14 protein-coding genes are annotated in these 18,054 nt (G+C 74.4%); 3 read left to right on the forward strand and 11 right to left on the reverse strand.

Features of this window, described 5'->3' with window-relative positions; translation table 11 throughout:
* Window positions 1-8: 8 nt before the first annotated feature.
* The 5 genes from ACRYRX_RS01805 to ACRYRX_RS01825 all read right to left on the reverse strand — a co-directional run bounded on the left by ACRYRX_RS01805 (window position 9) and on the right by ACRYRX_RS01825 (window position 7,202).
* Window positions 9-2,699 (reverse strand): family 78 glycoside hydrolase catalytic domain, encoded by a 2,691-nt coding sequence (locus ACRYRX_RS01805; protein ID WP_432510082.1) that lies wholly within the window; start codon window positions 2,697-2,699, stop codon window positions 9-11.
* A 24-nt stretch (window positions 2,700-2,723) separates the two neighbouring features.
* Window positions 2,724-3,584 carry a carbohydrate ABC transporter permease gene (locus tag ACRYRX_RS01810; protein ID WP_432510249.1) on the reverse strand — a complete coding sequence of 287 codons (861 nt, stop codon included), beginning with the start codon at window positions 3,582-3,584 and terminating at the stop codon, window positions 2,724-2,726.
* Window positions 3,585-3,625: 41 nt separating this feature from the next.
* Window positions 3,626-4,549 (reverse strand): carbohydrate ABC transporter permease, encoded by a 924-nt coding sequence (locus tag ACRYRX_RS01815; RefSeq protein ID WP_432510083.1) that lies wholly within the window; start codon window positions 4,547-4,549, stop codon window positions 3,626-3,628.
* Between the two features lie 25 nt (window positions 4,550-4,574).
* Entirely contained in the window at window positions 4,575-5,912 is a 1,338-nt protein-coding gene (locus ACRYRX_RS01820) for an ABC transporter substrate-binding protein (RefSeq protein WP_432510084.1), read from the reverse strand.
* A gap of 117 nt (window positions 5,913-6,029) precedes the next feature.
* A complete protein-coding gene (locus ACRYRX_RS01825) occupies window positions 6,030-7,202 on the reverse strand; it encodes a LacI family DNA-binding transcriptional regulator (protein ID WP_432510085.1) in 1,173 nt (390 codons plus the stop codon).
* Between the two features lie 182 nt (window positions 7,203-7,384).
* On the opposite strand from ACRYRX_RS01825, the gene ACRYRX_RS01830 reads away from it, so the two are divergent.
* Complete coding sequence (locus ACRYRX_RS01830; protein ID WP_432510086.1) at window positions 7,385-9,658, forward strand: beta-glucosidase; 2,274 nt, start codon at window positions 7,385-7,387, stop codon at window positions 9,656-9,658.
* A gap of 58 nt (window positions 9,659-9,716) precedes the next feature.
* Here the strand turns inward: ACRYRX_RS01830 and ACRYRX_RS01835 are convergent, their stop codons facing one another.
* The gene (locus ACRYRX_RS01835) at window positions 9,717-10,766 is read right to left on the reverse strand and encodes a serine hydrolase domain-containing protein (protein WP_432510088.1); all 1,050 of its coding nucleotides are present in this window, start codon (window positions 10,764-10,766) and stop codon (window positions 9,717-9,719) included.
* A gap of 296 nt (window positions 10,767-11,062) precedes the next feature.
* On the opposite strand from ACRYRX_RS01835, the gene ACRYRX_RS01840 reads away from it, so the two are divergent.
* On the forward strand, window positions 11,063-12,031 hold the full coding sequence (locus ACRYRX_RS01840; protein WP_432510089.1) for an NAD(P)-dependent alcohol dehydrogenase: 969 nt from the start codon (window positions 11,063-11,065) through the stop codon (window positions 12,029-12,031).
* A 27-nt stretch (window positions 12,032-12,058) separates the two neighbouring features.
* On the opposite strand, the gene ACRYRX_RS01845 is transcribed toward ACRYRX_RS01840, so the two are convergent.
* Window positions 12,059-12,526, reverse strand: a complete 468-nt coding sequence (locus tag ACRYRX_RS01845; protein ID WP_432510090.1) for an NUDIX domain-containing protein — start codon at window positions 12,524-12,526, stop codon at window positions 12,059-12,061.
* 102 nt (window positions 12,527-12,628) lie between these two features.
* On the opposite strand from ACRYRX_RS01845, the gene ACRYRX_RS01850 reads away from it, so the two are divergent.
* Entirely contained in the window at window positions 12,629-13,699 is a 1,071-nt protein-coding gene (locus ACRYRX_RS01850; RefSeq protein WP_432510091.1) for a cell wall-binding repeat-containing protein, read from the forward strand.
* A 132-nt stretch (window positions 13,700-13,831) separates the two neighbouring features.
* Here ACRYRX_RS01850 and ACRYRX_RS01855 read toward each other — a convergent pair whose 3' ends face one another.
* Genes ACRYRX_RS01855 through ACRYRX_RS01870 form a run of 4 tightly spaced genes read right to left on the reverse strand, consistent with a single transcriptional unit; the run spans window position 13,832 to window position 18,038 of the window.
* Window positions 13,832-14,950 carry a bifunctional 2-methylcitrate synthase/citrate synthase gene (locus ACRYRX_RS01855; protein WP_432510092.1) on the reverse strand — a complete coding sequence of 373 codons (1,119 nt, stop codon included), beginning with the start codon at window positions 14,948-14,950 and terminating at the stop codon, window positions 13,832-13,834.
* Window positions 14,947-15,855 (reverse strand): methylisocitrate lyase, encoded by a 909-nt coding sequence (gene prpB, locus ACRYRX_RS01860; RefSeq protein ID WP_432510093.1) that lies wholly within the window; start codon window positions 15,853-15,855, stop codon window positions 14,947-14,949. The genes ACRYRX_RS01855 and prpB overlap by 4 nt, the downstream gene beginning before the upstream one ends.
* Window positions 15,856-15,864: 9 nt before the next feature.
* Window positions 15,865-17,382 (reverse strand): MmgE/PrpD family protein, encoded by a 1,518-nt coding sequence (locus tag ACRYRX_RS01865; RefSeq protein WP_432510094.1) that lies wholly within the window; start codon window positions 17,380-17,382, stop codon window positions 15,865-15,867.
* Window positions 17,379-18,038 carry a GntR family transcriptional regulator gene (locus tag ACRYRX_RS01870; protein WP_432510095.1) on the reverse strand — a complete coding sequence of 220 codons (660 nt, stop codon included), beginning with the start codon at window positions 18,036-18,038 and terminating at the stop codon, window positions 17,379-17,381. Before ACRYRX_RS01870 ends, ACRYRX_RS01865 begins: the two co-directional genes overlap by 4 nt.
* Window positions 18,039-18,054 lie beyond the last annotated feature (16 nt).

Consider the following 18,054-nt stretch of genomic DNA (forward strand, 5'->3'; position numbering starts at 1 on the left):
TGGGGGGTTCAGGCCGGCTGCAGCGCGCTGGGGGCGCCGGCGGCGGGCGGGGCGGCGGGCGCGTCCGGGACCGCGAAGCGGTGGTGCCCGGCGCCGACCTCGACGGCCGGGTGGCCGGGCAGGTCGACGGTGGCGGTGACCCCGAGGGGGACGTCGACGTCGACGACGAGTTCGCCGTCGCGACGGTGCCAGGCGACGGCGGCCGGACCGTGGGGGGTCTCGTGGCGGGCCGCGGCGGCGGTGAGGTCCGCGCCGGGGCGGGGCCGGACCAGCAGGCGCCGGTACCCGGGGGCGGCCGGGGCGAGCCCGGCGACGGTGCGGTGCACCCAGTCCGCGATCGACCCGAGCGCGTAGTGGTTGAAGCTCGTCATGTGCCCGGGGTTGACGGTCCCGTCGGGCAGCAGCGAGTCCCACCGCTCCCACGTCGTCGTCGCGCCCATCGACACCTGGTACAGCCAGGAGGGGCAGCCGGTCTCGGTGAGCAGCGCGAACGCGGTGGTGTCGTGGCCGGTGCGGGTGAGGGCGTCGGCGACGAGGTTCACGCCGGCGAAACCGGTGGCGACGCGGTTGCCGTCCTGCGCGACGAGCTCGGCCAGGCGGCGCCCGGCGGCCTCGCGCTGCGGCCCGTCCACCAGGTCGAACGCGATGGCGAGGGCGTAGGCGGTCTGGGCGTCGCTGGACAGCCGGCCGTCGGCGCGGACGTGCTCGCGGGTGAACGCCTCGCGGACCTCGGCCGCCAGCCGCGCGTAGCGGGCCGCGTCGGCCTCCTCCCCCAGCACCTCGGCGATCCGGGCCAGGGTGCGGGCGGAGTGCGCGTAGTAGGCGGTCGCCACGAGGTACCGGTCGGTGCGGGCCGCGGCCGGTTCCTCCGGCGGGGCCGCCGGGTCGAGCCAGTCGCCCAGCTGCACGCCGGTGTCCCACAGCCGGGTGGGCCCGGCGAGGCGTTCGACGAGGTCCACCCAGGCGCGGGCGGAGGCGTACTGGCGGCGCAGGACGCCGGTGTCGCCGAACCGCTCGTGCAGCACCGCGGGCAGCAGCACCGCGACGTCGCCCCAGAGCGCGCCGGGCTGCGGCGGGTCCCAGAACTCCGCGGGGATCATCGGCACGTACCAGGGGACGGTGCCGTCGGGCAGCTGCTCGACCGCCACGTCGGCCAGCCAGCTCGCCAGGAAACCCCCCACGTCGTAGAGGAAGGACGCGGTGGGGCCGAACACCTGCACGTCCCCGGTCCAGCCGAGCCGCTCGTCGCGCTGCGGGCAGTCGGTGGGCACGTCGACGAAGTTCGAGCGCATGGACCACACGACGTTCTCGTGCAGGCGGTTCAGCCGTTCGTCGGAGCACGTGAACCAGCCGGTGCGCTCCAGGTCGGAGTGCAGGACGCGCGCGACGACGTCGCCCTCGCCGAGGCGCCCGGGCCAGCCGGTGACCTCGACGTAGCGGAACCCGTGCATCGTGAAGCGCGGTTCCCACTCCTCCCCGGCCGGGTCCCCGGCCAGGACGTAGGTGTCGGTGGCGCGGGCCCGCTGCAGCGGCCGGGTGCACAGCTCCCCGTCCTGCAGGACCTCGGCGTGGCGCAGCCGCACGCGGTCCCCGGCGTTCCCGCGGACGCGGATCCGCACCCGGCCGGCGAGGTTCTGCCCGAAGTCCAGGACCGTCCGGCCCGAGGGCGTGGTGAGCACCGCCACCGGCAGCAGTTCCCGGGTGCAGCGCACCGGCGGGCCCTGCGCGGCCACCAGGGTCGCCGGGTCGCGCTCGTACCCGCGCACCCCGGCCCAGGCGGAGTCGTCGAACCCGGGGCGGGAGAACCCCGGGACGGCCAGCCGGGCGTCGAACTCCTCGCCGTCGTAGAGGCTGGCGGCGGTGATCGGGCCGTGCGCGGCGCGCCACGCGCCGCCGTCGGTCCCGGCGCCGGGGTGCGTGGTGACGACGACGCGACGGCCGTCGGCCAGGTCGACCTCGAGCTGGGCGATCAGCGCGGTGCGGGTGCCGTACAGGTCGTGGTTGCCGCCGTGGGTGCCGTAGCGGCCGCGGTACCAGCCGTCGGCCAGCCACGCCCCGAGCGCGTTCGCCCCCTCGCGCAGGTGCGCGGTGACGTCGTGGGTGCGGTGCCGCAGCCGGTGGTGGTAGCTCGTCCAGCCCGGCGCGAGGACCTCGTCGCCGACGCGGGCACCGTTGACCTCGACCTCGTGGACGCCGTGCGCGGTGACGTGCAGCCGCGCGCGGGCGACCGGGCCGGGCAGGTGGAACTCCCGGCGCAGCAGGGCGGGGCGGTGGTCGGTGCCGGGTTCGGCGTCCCAGTCCGGGCCGACGGGGACGGCGGTCCAGTCGCCGGGGTGCAGCAGGCCGGTCTCGACCTCCAGCGGCGCGCTCCACGCGGTGGGGTCGGGGTGGTCCGCGCTCCAGGCCCGGACCTGCACGCGGACCCGTTCGCGCGAGCCGAGGTCGGGCGCCGGCCACGGCACGAGCACGCTGTCGCCGGACCCGGTCCGCCCGCTGGTCCAGGTGCGCGGTCCCGCGCCGGGGACGGCGGGCAGGGCGGTGACGCGCACCTCGTGGTCGGTCTGCCGCCACGCGGGCGGGGTCGGGCCGGCGGGCCGGGCGATCCAGGACAGGCGGGGGCGGGCGGTGCCCAGGCCGAGCGCGGGCCGGCCGTGCTCGGCGCGCAGGTCGGTGAGGGTGACGTCGGGGCGGTGGGGCACGGGGGTTCCGATCACGGGGTGGGGTCAGCCCTTGACCGCGCCGGAGGTCATGCCGGCGACGATCTGGCGGTTGAAGAACAGGTACAGCACCAGCGGCGGGATCGTGATGAGCAGCACGTCCATGAACAGCAGGTTGTACGAGGACACGTTCTGGCTCTGGAAGTTGAACAGGGTGAGCTGGACGGTGGCTCCGGCGTCGCCGGGCAGGAAGTACAGCGGGGTCTGGAAGTCGTTGAACACCGTCACCGACTGGACGAGGACGACCGTGACGAGGACGGGGCGCAGCAGCGGCAGGACGATGCGGAAGAACAGCCGCAGCGGCCCGGCGCCGTCGAGGACCGCGGCCTCGTCGAGCTCGCGGGGGATGGTGGAGATGAACGCCCGGAACAGCAGGATCGTGAACGACAGGCCGAAGGCCACCTCGACGAGGATCAGCCCGGGCATGGTGCCGAACATCCCCAGGCGCTGCAGGACCCAGATGGTGGGGACCACCGCGGGCGGCATGACGAGCCCGGCCAGGACGAGGAAGTTCACCAGGGCGGTCACCCGGGACTTCCGGCGCTGGAGGACGAAGGCGACCATCGCGCCCAGGACGACCATGATCGTCACGCTGGCCACGGTCAGGACGATGGAGTTGATGAAGGCGATGACCAGCAGGTAGTCCCGGGTCTGGACGACCTCGACGAGGTTCTGCCACACCTGGGGTTCACGGGGCCAGGCGAAGCGGAACTCCCCGGCCTGCCGGGCGTCCATCGCCGCGACGAGCACGATGAACGCGAACGGGACGACGAACACGACGAGGCTGACGAGGATCGCCAGGCCGCCGACGCCGTAGCGGTAGAGGGAGGCGCGGGGGCCGCCGACGCGGCCTCCGCCGCGCCGCACCGGGGCCGCCGCCGCGTCCGGGCGGGAGGAGACGGTGGCGCTCACAGCTCGACCTCCTTGCGGGCCAGCAGCCGGGTCAGCGGGAAGACGATGGCGATGACCGCGACGAAGAGGATGACGTTGCCGGCGGTGGACAACCCGTAGAACCCGGCCTGGTACTGCTTGTAGATGACGCTGGCGATGACGTCGGAGGTGAACCCGGGGCCGCCCTTGGTCATGGCCCAGATGAGGTCGAAGGACCGCAGGCCGCCGATCAGCGAGAGCGTGACGACGGTGGACGTCGCCGGCCACGACAGCGGGAAGACGACGTTGCGGAACAGCGTCCACGACCCGGCCCCGTCGACCTTGGCCGCCTCGTAGTACTCCTTGGGGATGGAGACGATGCCGGCCATGTAGATCAGCGTGGCCAGCCCCACGCCCTTCCAGACGTCGACCATCGCGACGGAGAACAGCGCCAGGGAGGGGTCGGTCAGCCAGCCGGGGCCGTCGATGCCGATGACGCCGAGGGCGGCGTTGATGGCGCCCTTGGAGGGGTTCATCAGGACCTGGAAGGTGATGCCGACCCCGACGCTGGAGACCAGCACGGGGAAGAACACCACGGCGCGCAGGAACCCTCGCCCGACGATCTGGGAGGTCAGGAGCATCCCCAGCGCCAGGCCGAGGACGACCTTGGCGCCGGAGGTGATCGCGGCGTAGACGAACGTGTTGACGAACCCCTTGGTCAGGGCGGGTTCGGAGAAGAACTGGACGAAGTTGTCGAACCCGGTGAACTCCGAGGTGAAGATCGTCCAGCGCGTCATGCTGAAGTACAGCGACAGCAGCGTCGGGACGAGGAACAGCACCCCGTAGACGATCGCGGCGGGCAGGTAGAACCAGCCCGGGTAGGGGCTGCGGCCGCGACGGCGGACCGGTGGGGTCGAGGCCCGGGTGGCGGGTGCGGACGTCGTGGCGGCCACGGTGTTCACCTTCCTGGACGGGGTCGGGCTTCAGTCACCAGCCCTCGAGGCCGAGCTGCTGGGCCTGCTTCTGGACGTCCTGGTCGTAGAGGGCGGCGCCGTCCTGCGCGGAGCGGATGCCGGAACCGACCTCGACGAGGATCTGCTCCAGCGCCGGGCCCTTGATCGGCGAGACGTACTCCAGCGCCGGGGACTGCGCACCGGAGTCGAAGTAGGCGCTGACGTCCTTGGTGACCTGCGGGACGTCCCCGGGCAGTTCGCAGCCGTCGACGAGGTAGGGGCCGGTGGGCACGCTCTGCTCGGACTGGATGTCGCAGGCGTCCGCGGTGGTCAGGTAGGTGAGGAACTGCTTGGCCGCGTCGAGCTTGTCGCCGGTCGTCGACTTCGGCACGTAGACCCCGCCGGGGAACCACGCGGTGAGGCCGTTGGTGGCGGCGTCGTCGCCGGGGAGGGCGAAGAACCCGATGTCGCCGATCTTCTCGGGGGCGACGCTGAGGATGGTGGCGACGTTCGCCGACAGCAGGGGGTAGTGGGCGCCTTCGCCGGCGGCGAGGGTGCGGATGCCGTCCTCGACCTTGGCCGAGGCGAAGTCGGCGTTCGTCAGGCCCTTGTCGTGGATCTCCTGGGTGTGCAGGAAGCCCTTGATCGCGGCCGGGTCGGTGGCGTACTTGGCCTTGCCGGCGGTGTAGTCCTCGGCGAACGAGGGGTTGGCCGCGGCGACGTTGTGGAAGTCGCCGAGGACGAGGAGCTGGGAGGTCCACGTCTCGCCGTAGGTCTGGATGACCGGGGCGATGCCGGCGGCCTTGATCTTCTCGTTGTTGGCGATGAACTCCGCCCAGGTCTTCGGCACCTGGAGGCCGAGCTGCTGGTACACGGCCCGGTTGTAGAGGACGCCACCGCCGAAGGCGGTGCCCATCGGGACGCCGTAGACGTCGTCGCCGACGCTGACCTGGGGGTCGAAGCTGTCGTCGACGGCGTCGAGGAAGCTCTCGCCGGTCAGCGGGGTGAGGGTCGTGGCGGGGGCGAGCTGCTGGAAGAGCGAGCCGCTGTTGTAGGCGAAGACGTCGTCCATGCTGCCGGTCTGGAGGCGGGTCTTGACGAGGTTGTCGCCCTCGCCGCCCTGGGGGCGGGTCTCCACCTCGACGCGGACGTCGGGCTGGGAGCCGTTGAAGGCCTCGGCGAGCGCCTCGGCGGTGGAGACCGTCTGCGGGGCGTTGTCGACGAGGAAGGTGATCGTGGTGGCGCCGCTGTCGCCGCCCTCGTCGGAGGAACCGAGGCTGCCGGCGCTGCAGGCGGTCAGCACGAGCGGGGTCAGGCTGAGGGCGGCCAGGACACGGAGGGTGCGGGGCGAACGGCCGGTGCGGTGGGCCACGGGGGTCTCCTCGTCGAGACGGTCACGGGTCGGGTGGTGCGATTGAGTGAGACGCTTCATTACGTTCCTGACGGAAAAGTACGAGCTGTCACCCGGCGCGTCAACCCCCGTCCGGGTTCAGCGCGGCGCGCGCCCCGCGCTGCTCTCGCGCACCAGCAGCGACGGCTGCACGACCACCCGGCGGTGGACGTGGTCGACACCCTCGGCCACCTCCTCGGCGAGCAGCCGGACCGCCGCCGCGCCCATCTCCTCGCCCTCCAGCCGCACCGTCGTCAGCGGGACCGCCCCGCCCCAGGCGCGCGCGTCGTGGTCGCAGCCCATGACGGCGATGTCCCCGGGCACCGACAGGCCGGCGCCCTGGAGGGCTTCGACGACGGAGGCCCCCAGCATGTCGGTGACCGCGATCAGGGCGTCGGGTCGCCGGCGGGCGGGCAGGGCCAGGACCTCCTCGACGACGTGGCTGCCGGAGTTCTCCCCGAGGGCCTCGGTGTCCAGCTCGACGAGACCGACCGCGCGGCCGGCCTCGCGCACCGCGCGCCGGACCCCGGCCTGCCGCTCGTGCACCGGTTGCAGGTCGTTCAGCTCGCTGACCCACGCCAGCCGGCGCCGCCCCAGGTCGATCATGTGCCGGGCGGCGAGGTACCCGACGCGCTCGTTGTCCACCAGGACCGTGCAGCAGTCCTGGCGGCCGTCGTCGTAGTTGACGACGACCAGCGGCGTCCCGTGCCGGCGGACCCGCTGGATCCCCGCGAACGGGTCGCTCAGCGGCGCCAGCACCACCCCCCGCACCCGGGCGCTCTCGAACAGGTCCAGGTGGGCGTCCTGCTGGGCGTCGTCGCGGTCGCTGTTGGTCACCAGCAGGTTCTCGCGCCGGCCCGCGGCCTCGCGCTGGGCGCCGCGGGCGATGTCCACGAACAACGTGTTCCCCAGGTCGACGACGACCAGGCCGATGGTCCGGTTCTCCCCCCCGGCCAGCGAGCGGGCGTTGGCGTTGGGCGTGAAACCCAGCCGCTCGATGGCGTCGCGGACCCGGGCGAGGGTGGCCGGGCGGACCTGCTCGGGGTGGTTGAGGGCGTTGGAGACCGTGCCCACCGAAACCCCCGCGGCGGCGGCGACCTCGACCATGCTCGGGTTGGTCCGGACCGGGCGGGCCCCGGCCCGGGAGAACCCCAGCCGCTCGACGGCGGCGTGGACCCTGGCCAGCGTCTCCGGGCGGACCCGCTGGGGGTGGTTCAGGGCGTTGGAGACCGTGCCCACCGAAACCCCTGCGGCGGCAGCGACTTCCACCATGCTCGGTGAACGGTCCCGGCTGCGCGACGTCCTCATCGATCCCACCGGTGGATCCTACGCACGTCCGAACCCCGAGGCGGTGGGGAACTCACCCGCCCGGAGCGTTGACCCACAGGAACCGCACAACTACAGTCGCGGTTGCGTTGAAGCGCTCCATTAAAGTTCTCGACGGAGAGGACGTCATGCCCCGCCCCACCGCCCACCGCCCCCGCAGCCGCAGCCGCCGGATCACGACGACGGCCGCCACGACGCTCGCCCTGCTCGCCCCCCTGGTCACCAGCGCCCCCGCCACCGCCGCCCCCACCGCCGCGGACGCCCCCACCTCCGCCGCCTGCCGCGACGTGCCGTGGATGGACCGCACCCGCACCCCCGAGCAGCGGGCCGCGGCGCTGCTGGCCGCCAGCAGCCAGCACCAGAAGTACCGCTGGCTCGTGGAGCAACCCGCCAACAGCCCGCAGCAGACCGACTTCCAGGGCGTCCGCTACCCGGCGCAACTGCCCTGCACCCCGACCGTCGTCTACACCGACGGCCCCGAGGGCGTCCGGAACGTCACCGGGGTCACCGCGTTCCCCGCCGCGATCGCCGCCGCCTCCACCTGGGACGAGCAGCTCGTCTACGACAAGCACGTCGCGCAGGCCGACGAGGCGTTCGGCAAGGGGAAGAACGTGATCCTGGCCCCCGGGCTGTCCGGCGGCCGCACCCCGCTGGCCGGGCGCACCCCCGAGTACCTCGGGGAGGACCCCGTCCTGTCCGGTGTCCTGGGTGCGGCCGGCGTGCGCGGCATCGAGGCCGAGGGCCGCGTCCTGGCCGACCTCAAGCACTACGTCGCCAACGAGCAGGAACTCGACCGCGAGGAGAGTTCCTCCAACGTCGACGAGCGGACGCTGCGGCAGGTCTACGACCTGCCGTTCGAGATCGCGGTGCGCCGCGGCGACCCCGAGAGCGTCATGTGCTCGTTCAACCAGGTCAACGGCGTCTACGCCTGCGAGGACGAACGCCTGAACACCGTCCTCAAGGACGAGTTCGGGATGCGCGGGTACGTGGTGTCCGACTTCGGTTCCGTGCACTCCACGGCCGCGTCCCTCATGAACGGGCTCGACCAGGAACTCAACCGGCCGGTGTGGTTCACCCCGTACCTGCTCGACGAGGCGCTGACCCGGGGGCAGATCACCCAGGCACGCATCGACGAGGCCGCCACCCGCGTCGTCACCGCGTACATCCGCGGCGGGCTGTTCGACAACCCGCTCCCGGCCCGGCCGCGCGCCGACGTCTCCCCCCGCGCCCACACCGAGATCGCCCGCCGCACCGCCGAGCAGGGCAGCGTCCTGCTCGCCAACGACGGCATCCTGCCGCTGCGGCCCGAACGGGGGCAGAAGATCGCCGTCGTCGGCGCCACCGCCTCGACCCGGGACACCGACGGCCTCAGCGCGGCCGACGCCTGCGGCATGCCGCTGCCGGAGCGGTTCGGCGGGAACTCCACCATGGCGTGCGAGAACCTCGTCGCCGCCGACACCGCCCTGCGCGACCGCGCCCGCCAGGAGGGCGCGTCGGTGACGTTCACCGACGGCACCGACCTGGAGGCCGCCGCCGCGGCCGCCGCCGACGCCGACGTCACCGTCGTGTTCGGGTACCAGCGCGCCGGGGAGTTCGCCGACGTCCCCGACCTGCGGCTGAACGGGAACGGGGACGCCCTGATCGACGCGGTGGCGGGGGCCAACCCGAACACCGTCGTCGTCCTGCAGACCGGCACCGCCGTCGAGATGCCGTGGCTGCCCGACGTCCGCGCCGTGCTGGAGACCTGGTACGCCGGCGAGCAGCAGGGCCCCGCGATCGCCTCGCTGCTGTTCGGCGACGTGAACCCCTCCGGCAAACTGCCCATGACGTTCCCGAAGTCCCTGGCCGACACCCCGACGAACACCCCCGAGCAGTACCCGGGCGTGTTCGCCGACGGCAGCACCGAACGCCCCGAGGGTTCCACCGAGATCCGGCAGGTCGACTACTCCGAGGGCCTGCAGGTCGGTCACCGCTGGTACGAGGCGCAGGGGATCGAGCCGCTGTTCCCGTTCGGGCACGGCCTGTCCTACACGAGCTTCGCGTACGGACCGCTCGAGGTCGTCCCCGCCCCGACCGGAGCGCAGGACGGGGTGACGCTGCGGTTCTCGTTGCGCAACACCGGCGAGGTCGACGGCACCGAGGTCGCCCAGGCCTACCTGTCGCTGCCCGACGCCGCGGGCGAACCGTTCCGGCGCCTCGTGGGCTGGCAGCGGGTCGCGCTCGACGCCGGGGAGGAGCGCACCGTGGAGATCGCCCTCAGCGCGGCCGACGTGGCCGACCTGCACCTGCTGGAGCACTTCGACGTGCGCACCGGGACGTGGGTCACGACCCCCGGCACCCACCGCGTCGACGTCGGCGGCTCGCTGCGGACCAGCACGTCGGCGGAGTTCGAGCTCCGCTGAGGCACCCCGGCCCCGTCGGCGTCGGGGAACCGCGACCGACGGGGACCGGGGGTCCGGTTCAGGGGGTGCCGGCCCCGTTCACGAGGTCGGTCAGCAGAGCCATCCCCGCCCGGTCCACCGATCGTGCGGTGTTCGTCAGCACCACCACCCCGACCCCGAGCTCGGGCTGGAAGCCGGCGAAGGAGGAGAAACCGCCGGTGGCACCGTTGTGCCACAGCACGGAGTGCCGGGAACCCCGCAACGGGGTCAGCATCCAGCCCAGGCACACCTGCAGCCACCGGGTCGCCCGGAACCGCGGCTGCTGCACCAGGCGCAGCGCGTCGGGCACCGGGCCGGTCCCGGGCTCGAGGTGCGCACCGAGGAAGGTCAGGACGTCGTTCGCGCTCGACCACAACCCGCCGCCCGGTGCGACCGCGGCCAGGTCCCAGTCGGGCACCGGCCGGCGGCGCCGGGAGTGCCCGGTCGCCCGGCGGTCCTGCTGGTCGGCGCGCGGGTCGGGAACGGTGTCGTGCAGCCCCAGGGGTCCGGTGATCTCGTCGGCGACGAGCCGCTCCCAGGAGGTCCCCGCGTGCCGGGCGAGGGCCTGCCCCAGCAGGGCGGCACCGAAGTTGGAGTAGCGGACCCGCCGGCCGGGGCGCGCCCGGGGCCTGACCCTGCCGTACCCGGCGACGAGGTCGTCGACGCCGAACCCCCGGTAGGGGTCGGACCACTGGCGCAGCCCGCGCAGCAGCACGCCGGGCGGCAGGCGGGGGAGCCCGGAGGAGTGCCCGGCCAGGTGAGCCAGGGTGATCGGCGGCTGCGACGCCGGTGTGGGCAGCTCGGGGAGCAGTCCGTCCACGGGGGTGTCGAGGGCGAGTTCCCCCCGGGCCACCGCGGTCGCGAGGAGGAGGCTCGTGAACACCTTGGTCACGGACCCGATCTGGAACAGCGTGTCGCCGTCCGGGGTGGTCCCCGCGGCCCCGGTGCTGCCCGTGCCGTGCACCGCCCGTTCCCCGCCCCGCACCGCGGCCACCACCAGACCCTCGTGGCGGCCCGCCTCCGCCTCCGCGGTGCGCCGCACCAGGTCCGCCAGGTCCGCCAGGTCCACCGGGTCACCGTGGGAGTTCACGCCCCGATCCCAGCACGACCGGCCCACCCGGTCCTCCGCCGTTCGGCGCCTCCTCGATCATCCGACCGTCGGCGACTCCCCCGCCTCACCCCCACCCCGCAGGCGGCGTTCCCGCCCGTCGAGCAGCAGGTCCCGCCCCAACGCGAGGTCCTCGGTGCGCCCGGGGGGGGCGACGTGCGCGGCGGCTTCGACGCCGAGTCCCGGCCGAGGGCTGGGCACCGGCTTCCCGGGTCTACGGTGGGCGCGCGGCGTCACCTCACGTCGTGAGCCCCGCCGGGGCCGACCGAGGGAGAACCGTGCGCGCAGTGGTGCAGGACCGGTACGGCAGCGGGGACGTCCTGCGCAGCGCCGAACGCCCCGAACCCGTGCCCGGCCCCGGCGAGGTCCTGGTCGAGGTGCTGGCCGCCGGGATCGACCGCGGCACCGAGCACCTGGTCACCGGGCTCCCCCACGCGGTGCGGCTGGCCACGGGCCTGCGCCGACCCCGCCGCACCGTCCCCGGCCGCGACCTGTCCGGCCGCGTCGTCGCGGTCGGCCCCGGCACGCCCTTCACGGTCGGGCAGACCGTGTTCGGCATCGGCCGGGAGGCGTTCGCCGAACGCGCGATCGCGCCCGCCACCACCCTGGCCGTCGTCCCCGACGGCGTGGACCCGCTCCCCATGGCCGTCGTGGGCGTCTCGGGAACCACTGCGCTGCAAGCGGTCCGCCGCCACGGGAAGGTGCGCCCCGGGCAGCGCGTCCTCGTCCTGGGCGCCTCCGGCGGCGTCGGCTCGTTCGCCGTGCAGCTGGCCGTCGACGCCGGCGCGCAGGTCACCGCCGTCACCGGGCCCACCAAGCGCGAGTTCGCCCTCGGCCTGGGCGTGCACCGGGCCGTCGAGCACACCCGCCCCGACCTGTTCGACGTCCTCGGCCCCCACGACGTCGTCGTCGACACCGGCGGCGCCGCCCCGCTGCGGTCGGTCCGCCGGGCGATGACCCCCACCGGCCGGCACGTCATCGTCGGCGCCGAGGGCGGCGGCGCCCTGCTCGGCGGGCTCGACCGGCAGGCCCGCGCGGCCGCCGGGGCCCTGGTGTCCCGGCACTGGGCCGGGACGTTCGTGTGCCGGGAGAACGCCGACGACCTCACCGAGCTCGCCGACCTCGTCGCGCGGGGACGGCTGCGGCCCGCCCTGGACCGCACGTTCGCGCTCGAGGAGGCGGGCGAGGCGCTGCGGTACCTGGCCGCCGGGCGGGTCCGCGGCAAGATCGCCGTCCGCGTCGCCTGACTCAGTCGCCTGACTCAGTCGCCTGACTCAGGGGCCGAGGAGTTCCAGCAACCGGTCCACGAACACCACCTGGCCCGCCACCAGCTTCGCCCGCGCCACCTCCGGAGCCAGCCAGGCCACCCGGTCGAGCTCGGGGAACTCCCGCACCCGCCCCGACCTCGGCGGCCACTCCATCGTGAACGTCCCCGGCGTGACGGCCGCCGGGTCCAGGTCCGCCTCCCCCGCCCACACCGTCACGACCTTCCCCCCGGACTGCCGGGCCTCGCCGAGCGGGACGAGCACCACGTCCGGCATGGGAAGGCCCAGTTCCTCGGTGAACTCCCGGCGGGCGGCGTCCGGCAGCTCCTCACCGGGTTCGGGTTCCCCCTTGGGGATCGACCAGGCCCGCTCGTCCTTCCGCGCCCACAACGGCCCGCCCAGGTGCCCGAGCAGGAGTTCGACCCCGCCGCCGGCCGCACGGCGGTGGAGCAGGATCCCGGCGCTGCGTCTGGGCACGGCCCGATCCTCCCCCGCCCCCCACCGGCCCGCAGCCGGGAAAACCCCCACCCCGGCAGGTCACAGCTGCCACACTGGCCCCACCCGATCTCAGGAGGACCCGTGTCCAGAACGTCCCTGCGGAACGCGCTGCTGACGGCGGCGGCGCTCGCGGTGACCACGCTGGCGGCCCCGTCGGCCGCCGCGGCACCCGAACCGGGGTTCGAGACCCTCACCCCGCTGTGCTCGCCCTCTCCCCCGGTGCACCACCCGTCCTGCCGGGTTCCCGCCAAGGGCGCGCCGCTGCCCAGCGGAACCCCGAACCAGGTGGTGCAGCTCAGCGGCGCCGACCGGTTCGCGACGGCCGCCGCGATCGCCGCCCACGGTTTCCCCGAGGCCGACGTGGCCGTCCTGGTCAGCGGTGAGGACCGCCACCTCGTGGACGCCCTGTCCGCCGGGCCGCTGGCCCGCAGCCTCGCTGCGCCGGTGCTGCTCGCCACCCGCGACGCGGTGCCCGCCGCGACCGCCGACTACCTGCGCACCACCGGCGTCCAGTCGGTCCTGCTCGTCGGCGGCGAGGACGCGCTGTCGGCCACCACGGCGCAGCGCCTGCAGGCCCTCGGCATCGGCGACGTGCAGCGCCTGGCCGGCGTCGACCGGTACGCCACCTCGCGCGCGGTGGCGGCGTTCATGCCCACGAAGACCCACGGCTGGGTCGCCTCGGGTGAGGACGCGCACCTCGTCGACGCGCTCGCCGCGTCCGGGCCGGCGGCCCGCCTCGGCGAACCCCTCGTCCTGGTCGCCGACGACGACCCGATCCCCGCGGGGCAGACCCTGCAGGCGCGCGGGGTGACCGAGGTGACGGTCGCCGGCGGGCCGGAGGGCGTGCTGCCCGAAGCCCTCGCCGCCCTGCCGATGCCGCACCGGGCCGCCGGGGAGGACCGCTACGGGACCGCCGCCGCCCTCGCGGTGGAAGCGGTCGAGCGCGGCGTCGCCGCCGAGGACATCGTGTTCGCGCCCGGGGTCACCGGTCACCTCGTCGACGCCCTCGCCGCCGGGCCGCTGGGCCGGGCCACGCTGCTCGCCGGGGACCAGCAGTCCTCGTTCGACGTCATCGAGGCGTGGTTCGACACCTACGGCGCCGGGCGGGTCACCGCGGTCGGGGCCGTGGAGGTCGACGGCGGCGACGCCTGACCGCTCACCCGGCCCCGCGCGCCGACGCGGGGCCGGGTCCTGCGGCGGTCCGAGTCGTGGACGCTCCGCGCCGACGGGTTCGTCGCGAGGCGTCCACGGCGCGGGCCCCCGCGCCCCCGCGTCGCGCGATCGTCACGGCACCCCCGGGACGTGGCGCAACCCCGGCCCGTCGTACTCCGACAGCGGCCGGATGAGCGAGTTCGCCGCCCGCTGCTCGATCACGTGCGCGGTCCAGCCGACGACGCGCGCGGCCACGAACACCGGTGTGAACACATCGGTGTCCAGCCCGAGCAGGTGGTAGGCGGGGCCGGCCGGGTAGTCGAGGTTCGGGCGGATGCCCTTGGCCCCCGCCACCGCCTCCTCCAGCGCGTCGTACAGGTCCAGGACGTCGGTGCGGCCGCGGGCGGTGGCGAGGTCGTGCAGCGCGGCCCGCATCGTCGGGACGCGCGAGTCCCCGTTCCGGTAGACGCGGTGCCCGAAACCCATGACCTTCCCGTGGCGCTCCAGGGTTCCCGCGAGCCACGCGCGGGCGCGGTCGGGTGAACCCTCCCCCGGCCCGATCTCCTCGAACACCTGCCACACGGCCTCGTTCGCGCCCCCGTGCAGCGGGCCCTTCAGCGCCCCGACCGCGGCGGTGACGGCCGAGTGCAGGTCCGACAACGTGGACGTCACGACCCGGGCCGCGAACGTCGAGGCGTTGAAGGAGTGCTCGGCGTACAGGACCAGCGACGTCTCGAACGTGCGGACGGCGACCTCGTCGGGTTCGGCGCCGGTGACGGTCCAGAGGAAGTTCGCCGCGTACCCCAGGTCGTCGCGCCGTGCGGGCAGGTCCTGACCGCGCCGGCGCCGCTGGGCGAGGCCGACGACGGCGGGCAGCGCCGCGAACAGCCGTTCGGCCTTGGCGAGTTCCGCCTCCGGGGAGTGGTCCCCCGCCTGCGGGTCGAGGGTCCCCAGGACGCTGACGGCGGTACGGACGACGTCCATCGGGTGCGCCTGCACCGGGGTCTCCTCCACGACGCGGCGCACCCGGTCGTCCAGCGCCCGCCCCGCCCGTTCCCGCTCGCCGAACCCGGCCAGGGCCGCTTCGGGGGGCAGTTCGCCGTCCCACAGCAGCCGCGCGACCGCCTCGAACGGCAGCGTCGCGAGTTCCTGCACCGGGTACCCGCGGTACAGCAGGGAGTTGGTGTCCGGGTCGACCTTGGAGACGGCCGTGGTGTCCGCGACGACCCCGGCCAGACCCTTGTGGATCATCCTCGGTTTCCTTCCAGGCTGAAGTCGTACACGGAGGAGTCGAACGCGCCGTACCCGGCGTAGTCGACGAGGTCGTACAGCTCGGCGCGGGTCTGCATCTCGGGGACCTTCCCCTCCAGCGTCCCCGTCCCGCCCAGTTCGGTGAGCGCGCGGTCGGCGGCCCCCATCGCCAGCCGCAGCAGCGACACGGGGTGGATGACGATCCGCACCCCGGCGTCGCGCAGCTGCGCGTGCGTGAACAGGTCGCTGCGGCCGAACTCCGTCATGTTCGCCAGCACCGGGACCTCCAGCGCCGAGCAGATCGCCTCGAACTCGCCAAGGTCCGCCATCGCCTCGGCGAACACGACGTCCGCCCCCGCGTCGACCAGCGCCCGCGCCCGGCGGACCGTCGCGTCGAAACCCTCCACGCCCCGCACGTCGGTGCGCGCGACGACGAGGAAGTCGGGGTCGCGGCGGGCGTCGACGGCGGCCCGGACGCGCCGCACCGCCGTCGCCTCGTCGACGACCTGCTTGCCCTCCAGGTGCCCGCAGCGCTTGGGGTTCACCTGGTCCTCCACGTGCAGCCCGGCGACCCCGGCGTCCTCCAGGGCCTGCACGGTGCGGGCCATCGACAGGGGCTCGCCGAACCCGGTGTCGGCGTCGACGAGCACGGGCAGGTCGGTGACGCGGGCGATCTGCGCGGACCGGCCCGCGACCTCGGTGAGCGTCGTCAGCCCGACGTCGGGCAGCCCGAGGTCGGCGGCCAGCACCGACCCGGACACGTACACCCCGTCGAAACGGTGGTTCTGGATCAGCTTGGCGGACAACGGGTTGAAGGCCCCCGGGAACCGCAGCAGCTCCGTCCCGGCCAGGGCCAGCCGGAAGGCGTGGCGCTTCGCGCTCGGCGTCGTCGACGAGTACAGCACGGTGTCCTCCTAGAACAGTCCGCCGGGCAGCGGCACGGTCTCGAGCAGTTCGGGCGGGGCGACGACCCCGAGTTCGCGCACCTGCGCCGGGGTGAGCCGCGGCAGTTCCCGGGCCAGCGCGGTGAAGCGGGCGACCTCCTCGTCGGGCAGGACGCCCGCGGCCAGCGTGGCGAGCTTCGCCTCGTACTGCGCCCGGGTGAACGGGTGCGCGCCGAGGGGGTGGGCGTCGGCGACGGCGATCTCGTCGACGACCGTCGACCCGTCCCGCAGCCGGGCCTCGACGCGGGCCCCGAACGCCTTCCGGGCCGGGTCGGTCGAGTGGTACCGCTCGGTCCACTCCGGGTCCTCGACGGTGGACACCGTGCGCCACAGGGCGACGGTGTCGGGGCGGGCGGCGCGTTCGCGGGCGTAGGAGTGGACGTGGTGCCAGCCGCCGTCCTGCAGCGCCACGGTGAAGATGTACGGCACCGAGTGGTCCAGGGTCTCCCGGCTGGCGGTGGGGTCGTACTTCTGCGGGTCGTTCGCGCCGGACCCGATGACGACGTGGGTGTGGTGGCTGGTGCGCAGCACGATCGACTCGACGTTCGCGGGGTCGCGCAGCTCGGGGTGCTCGCGGTGCAGGCGGCGGGCGAGGTCGATGACGGCCTGCGCCTGGTACTCCGCGGAGTGCTCCTTGGTGTACGTGTCGAGGATCGCCCGGCGGGGTTCGCCGGGTTCGGGCAGCGGGACGCGGTAGACGGCGTCCGGGCCGTCGAGCAGCCACGCGATCACCCCGTCCTCGCCCTCGTAGATCGGGGCGGGGCTGGTCTGCCCCCGCACCGCCCGGTCCACGGCCTCGATGGCGAGCTTCCCCGCGAACGCGGGCGCGTACGCCTTCCACGTCGAGATCGCGCCCTTGCGCGACTGCCGGGTCGCGGTCGTGGTGTGCAAGGCCTGCCCGATGGCCTGGTGGACGACCTCGGTGGACAGGCCCAGCATCGTCCCCAGGCCCGCCGCGACCGAGGGGCCGAGGTGGGCGACGTGGTCGATCTTGTGCCGGTGCAGCGAGATCGCCCGCACGAGGTCGACCTGCACCTCGTAGGCCGTGACGATCCCCCGCAGCAGTTGCGCGCCGTCGCAGCCGAGGTGCTGCGCGACGGCCAGCAGGGCGGGGATGTTGTCCCCCGGGTGGGAGTAGTCCGCGGCCAGGAACGTGTCGTGGAAGTCCAGTTCGCGCACCGCGACGCCGTTCGCCCACGCCGCCCACTCCGGGGAGGAGTTCTGCGTCGTCCCCACCACGCGGGCCCCCTCCCCGCCGCGGGAGACGGGGTGGTCCAGCGCCTGCGAGCGGGCCGAGACGACCGGCGGGCGCAGCAGCGACGCCGCGCTGACGGCGGCGTTGTCCAGGACGCGGTTGACGACCATCTCGGCGACGTCGTCGTCGACGGGGACGTCCTCGGTGGCGAGCTCGGCCAGTTTCCACGCCAGTTCCTGCGACCGGGGGAACTCCTCGTCACTGCGGTGGACGCGGACCTCGTGCTCCTTCACGCGCTCTCCTCTCGGGTCGACAGCCGGCTCCGGAAGTGCGTGCGGCTGCGGTGCAGGTGGACGTGGACGGCGTGCGCGGCGAGGTCGGCGTCGCCGTCGTCGACGGCCTCGGCGATCAGCTGGTGCTCGGAGGCGGCGGCGACCAGCCGGCCCGGGTCGTGCCGGGCGAGGCGGCGGATCCGGACCAGGTGGGTGCGGACGTCGTCGAGGGCGCGCACCAGCCACGGGTTCGCGGCGGCCGCGTCGAGGGCCGCGTCGAACTCGGCCGTCACCGCGTAGTACCGGTCGAGGTCGCCGGCGGCGACGAGCCCGGGGGCGCGGGCGAAGCGGCGGACGAACCCGCCGAACTCCGCGCCGCTGCGGGCAGCCAGCCGCGCCGCCTTCACCTCCAGCGCCTCCCGGACGTCGTAGAGGTGTTCCAGGTCGGCCAGGTCCAGGGGGGCGACGACGAGCCCGCGGCCCCCGACGGGGCGGGCCAGCCCGTCGCGGACGAGCCGGGCGAAGGCCTCGCGGACGGGCGTGCGGGACACCCCGAGCCGGGCGCTCTGCTCCAGCTCGGCCAGCACCGCCCCGGGGGCCAGGACGCCGTCGAGGACGTCCTCGCGCAGCCGGGCGTACGTGCGGTCGGCCGCCCCACCACGTCGCTGTGCATGCACAGCCCGAGTCGACCGC

It is taken from the genome of Kineococcus lubricus, assembly GCF_050871965.1.
In the GTDB taxonomy this organism is placed as follows: domain Bacteria; phylum Actinomycetota; class Actinomycetes; order Actinomycetales; family Kineococcaceae; genus Kineococcus.

Coding starts and splice junctions, on each gene's coding strand:
- ACRYRX_RS01825 (WP_432510085.1), bottom strand. CDS start 7,202: ATGGTGGAAGTCGCTGCCGCCGCAGGGGTTTCGGTGGGCACGGTCTCC.
- ACRYRX_RS01830 (WP_432510086.1), top strand. CDS start 7,385: ATGCCCCGCCCCACCGCCCACCGCCCCCGCAGCCGCAGCCGCCGGATC.
- ACRYRX_RS01855 (WP_432510092.1), bottom strand. CDS start 14,950: ATGATCCACAAGGGTCTGGCCGGGGTCGTCGCGGACACCACGGCCGTC.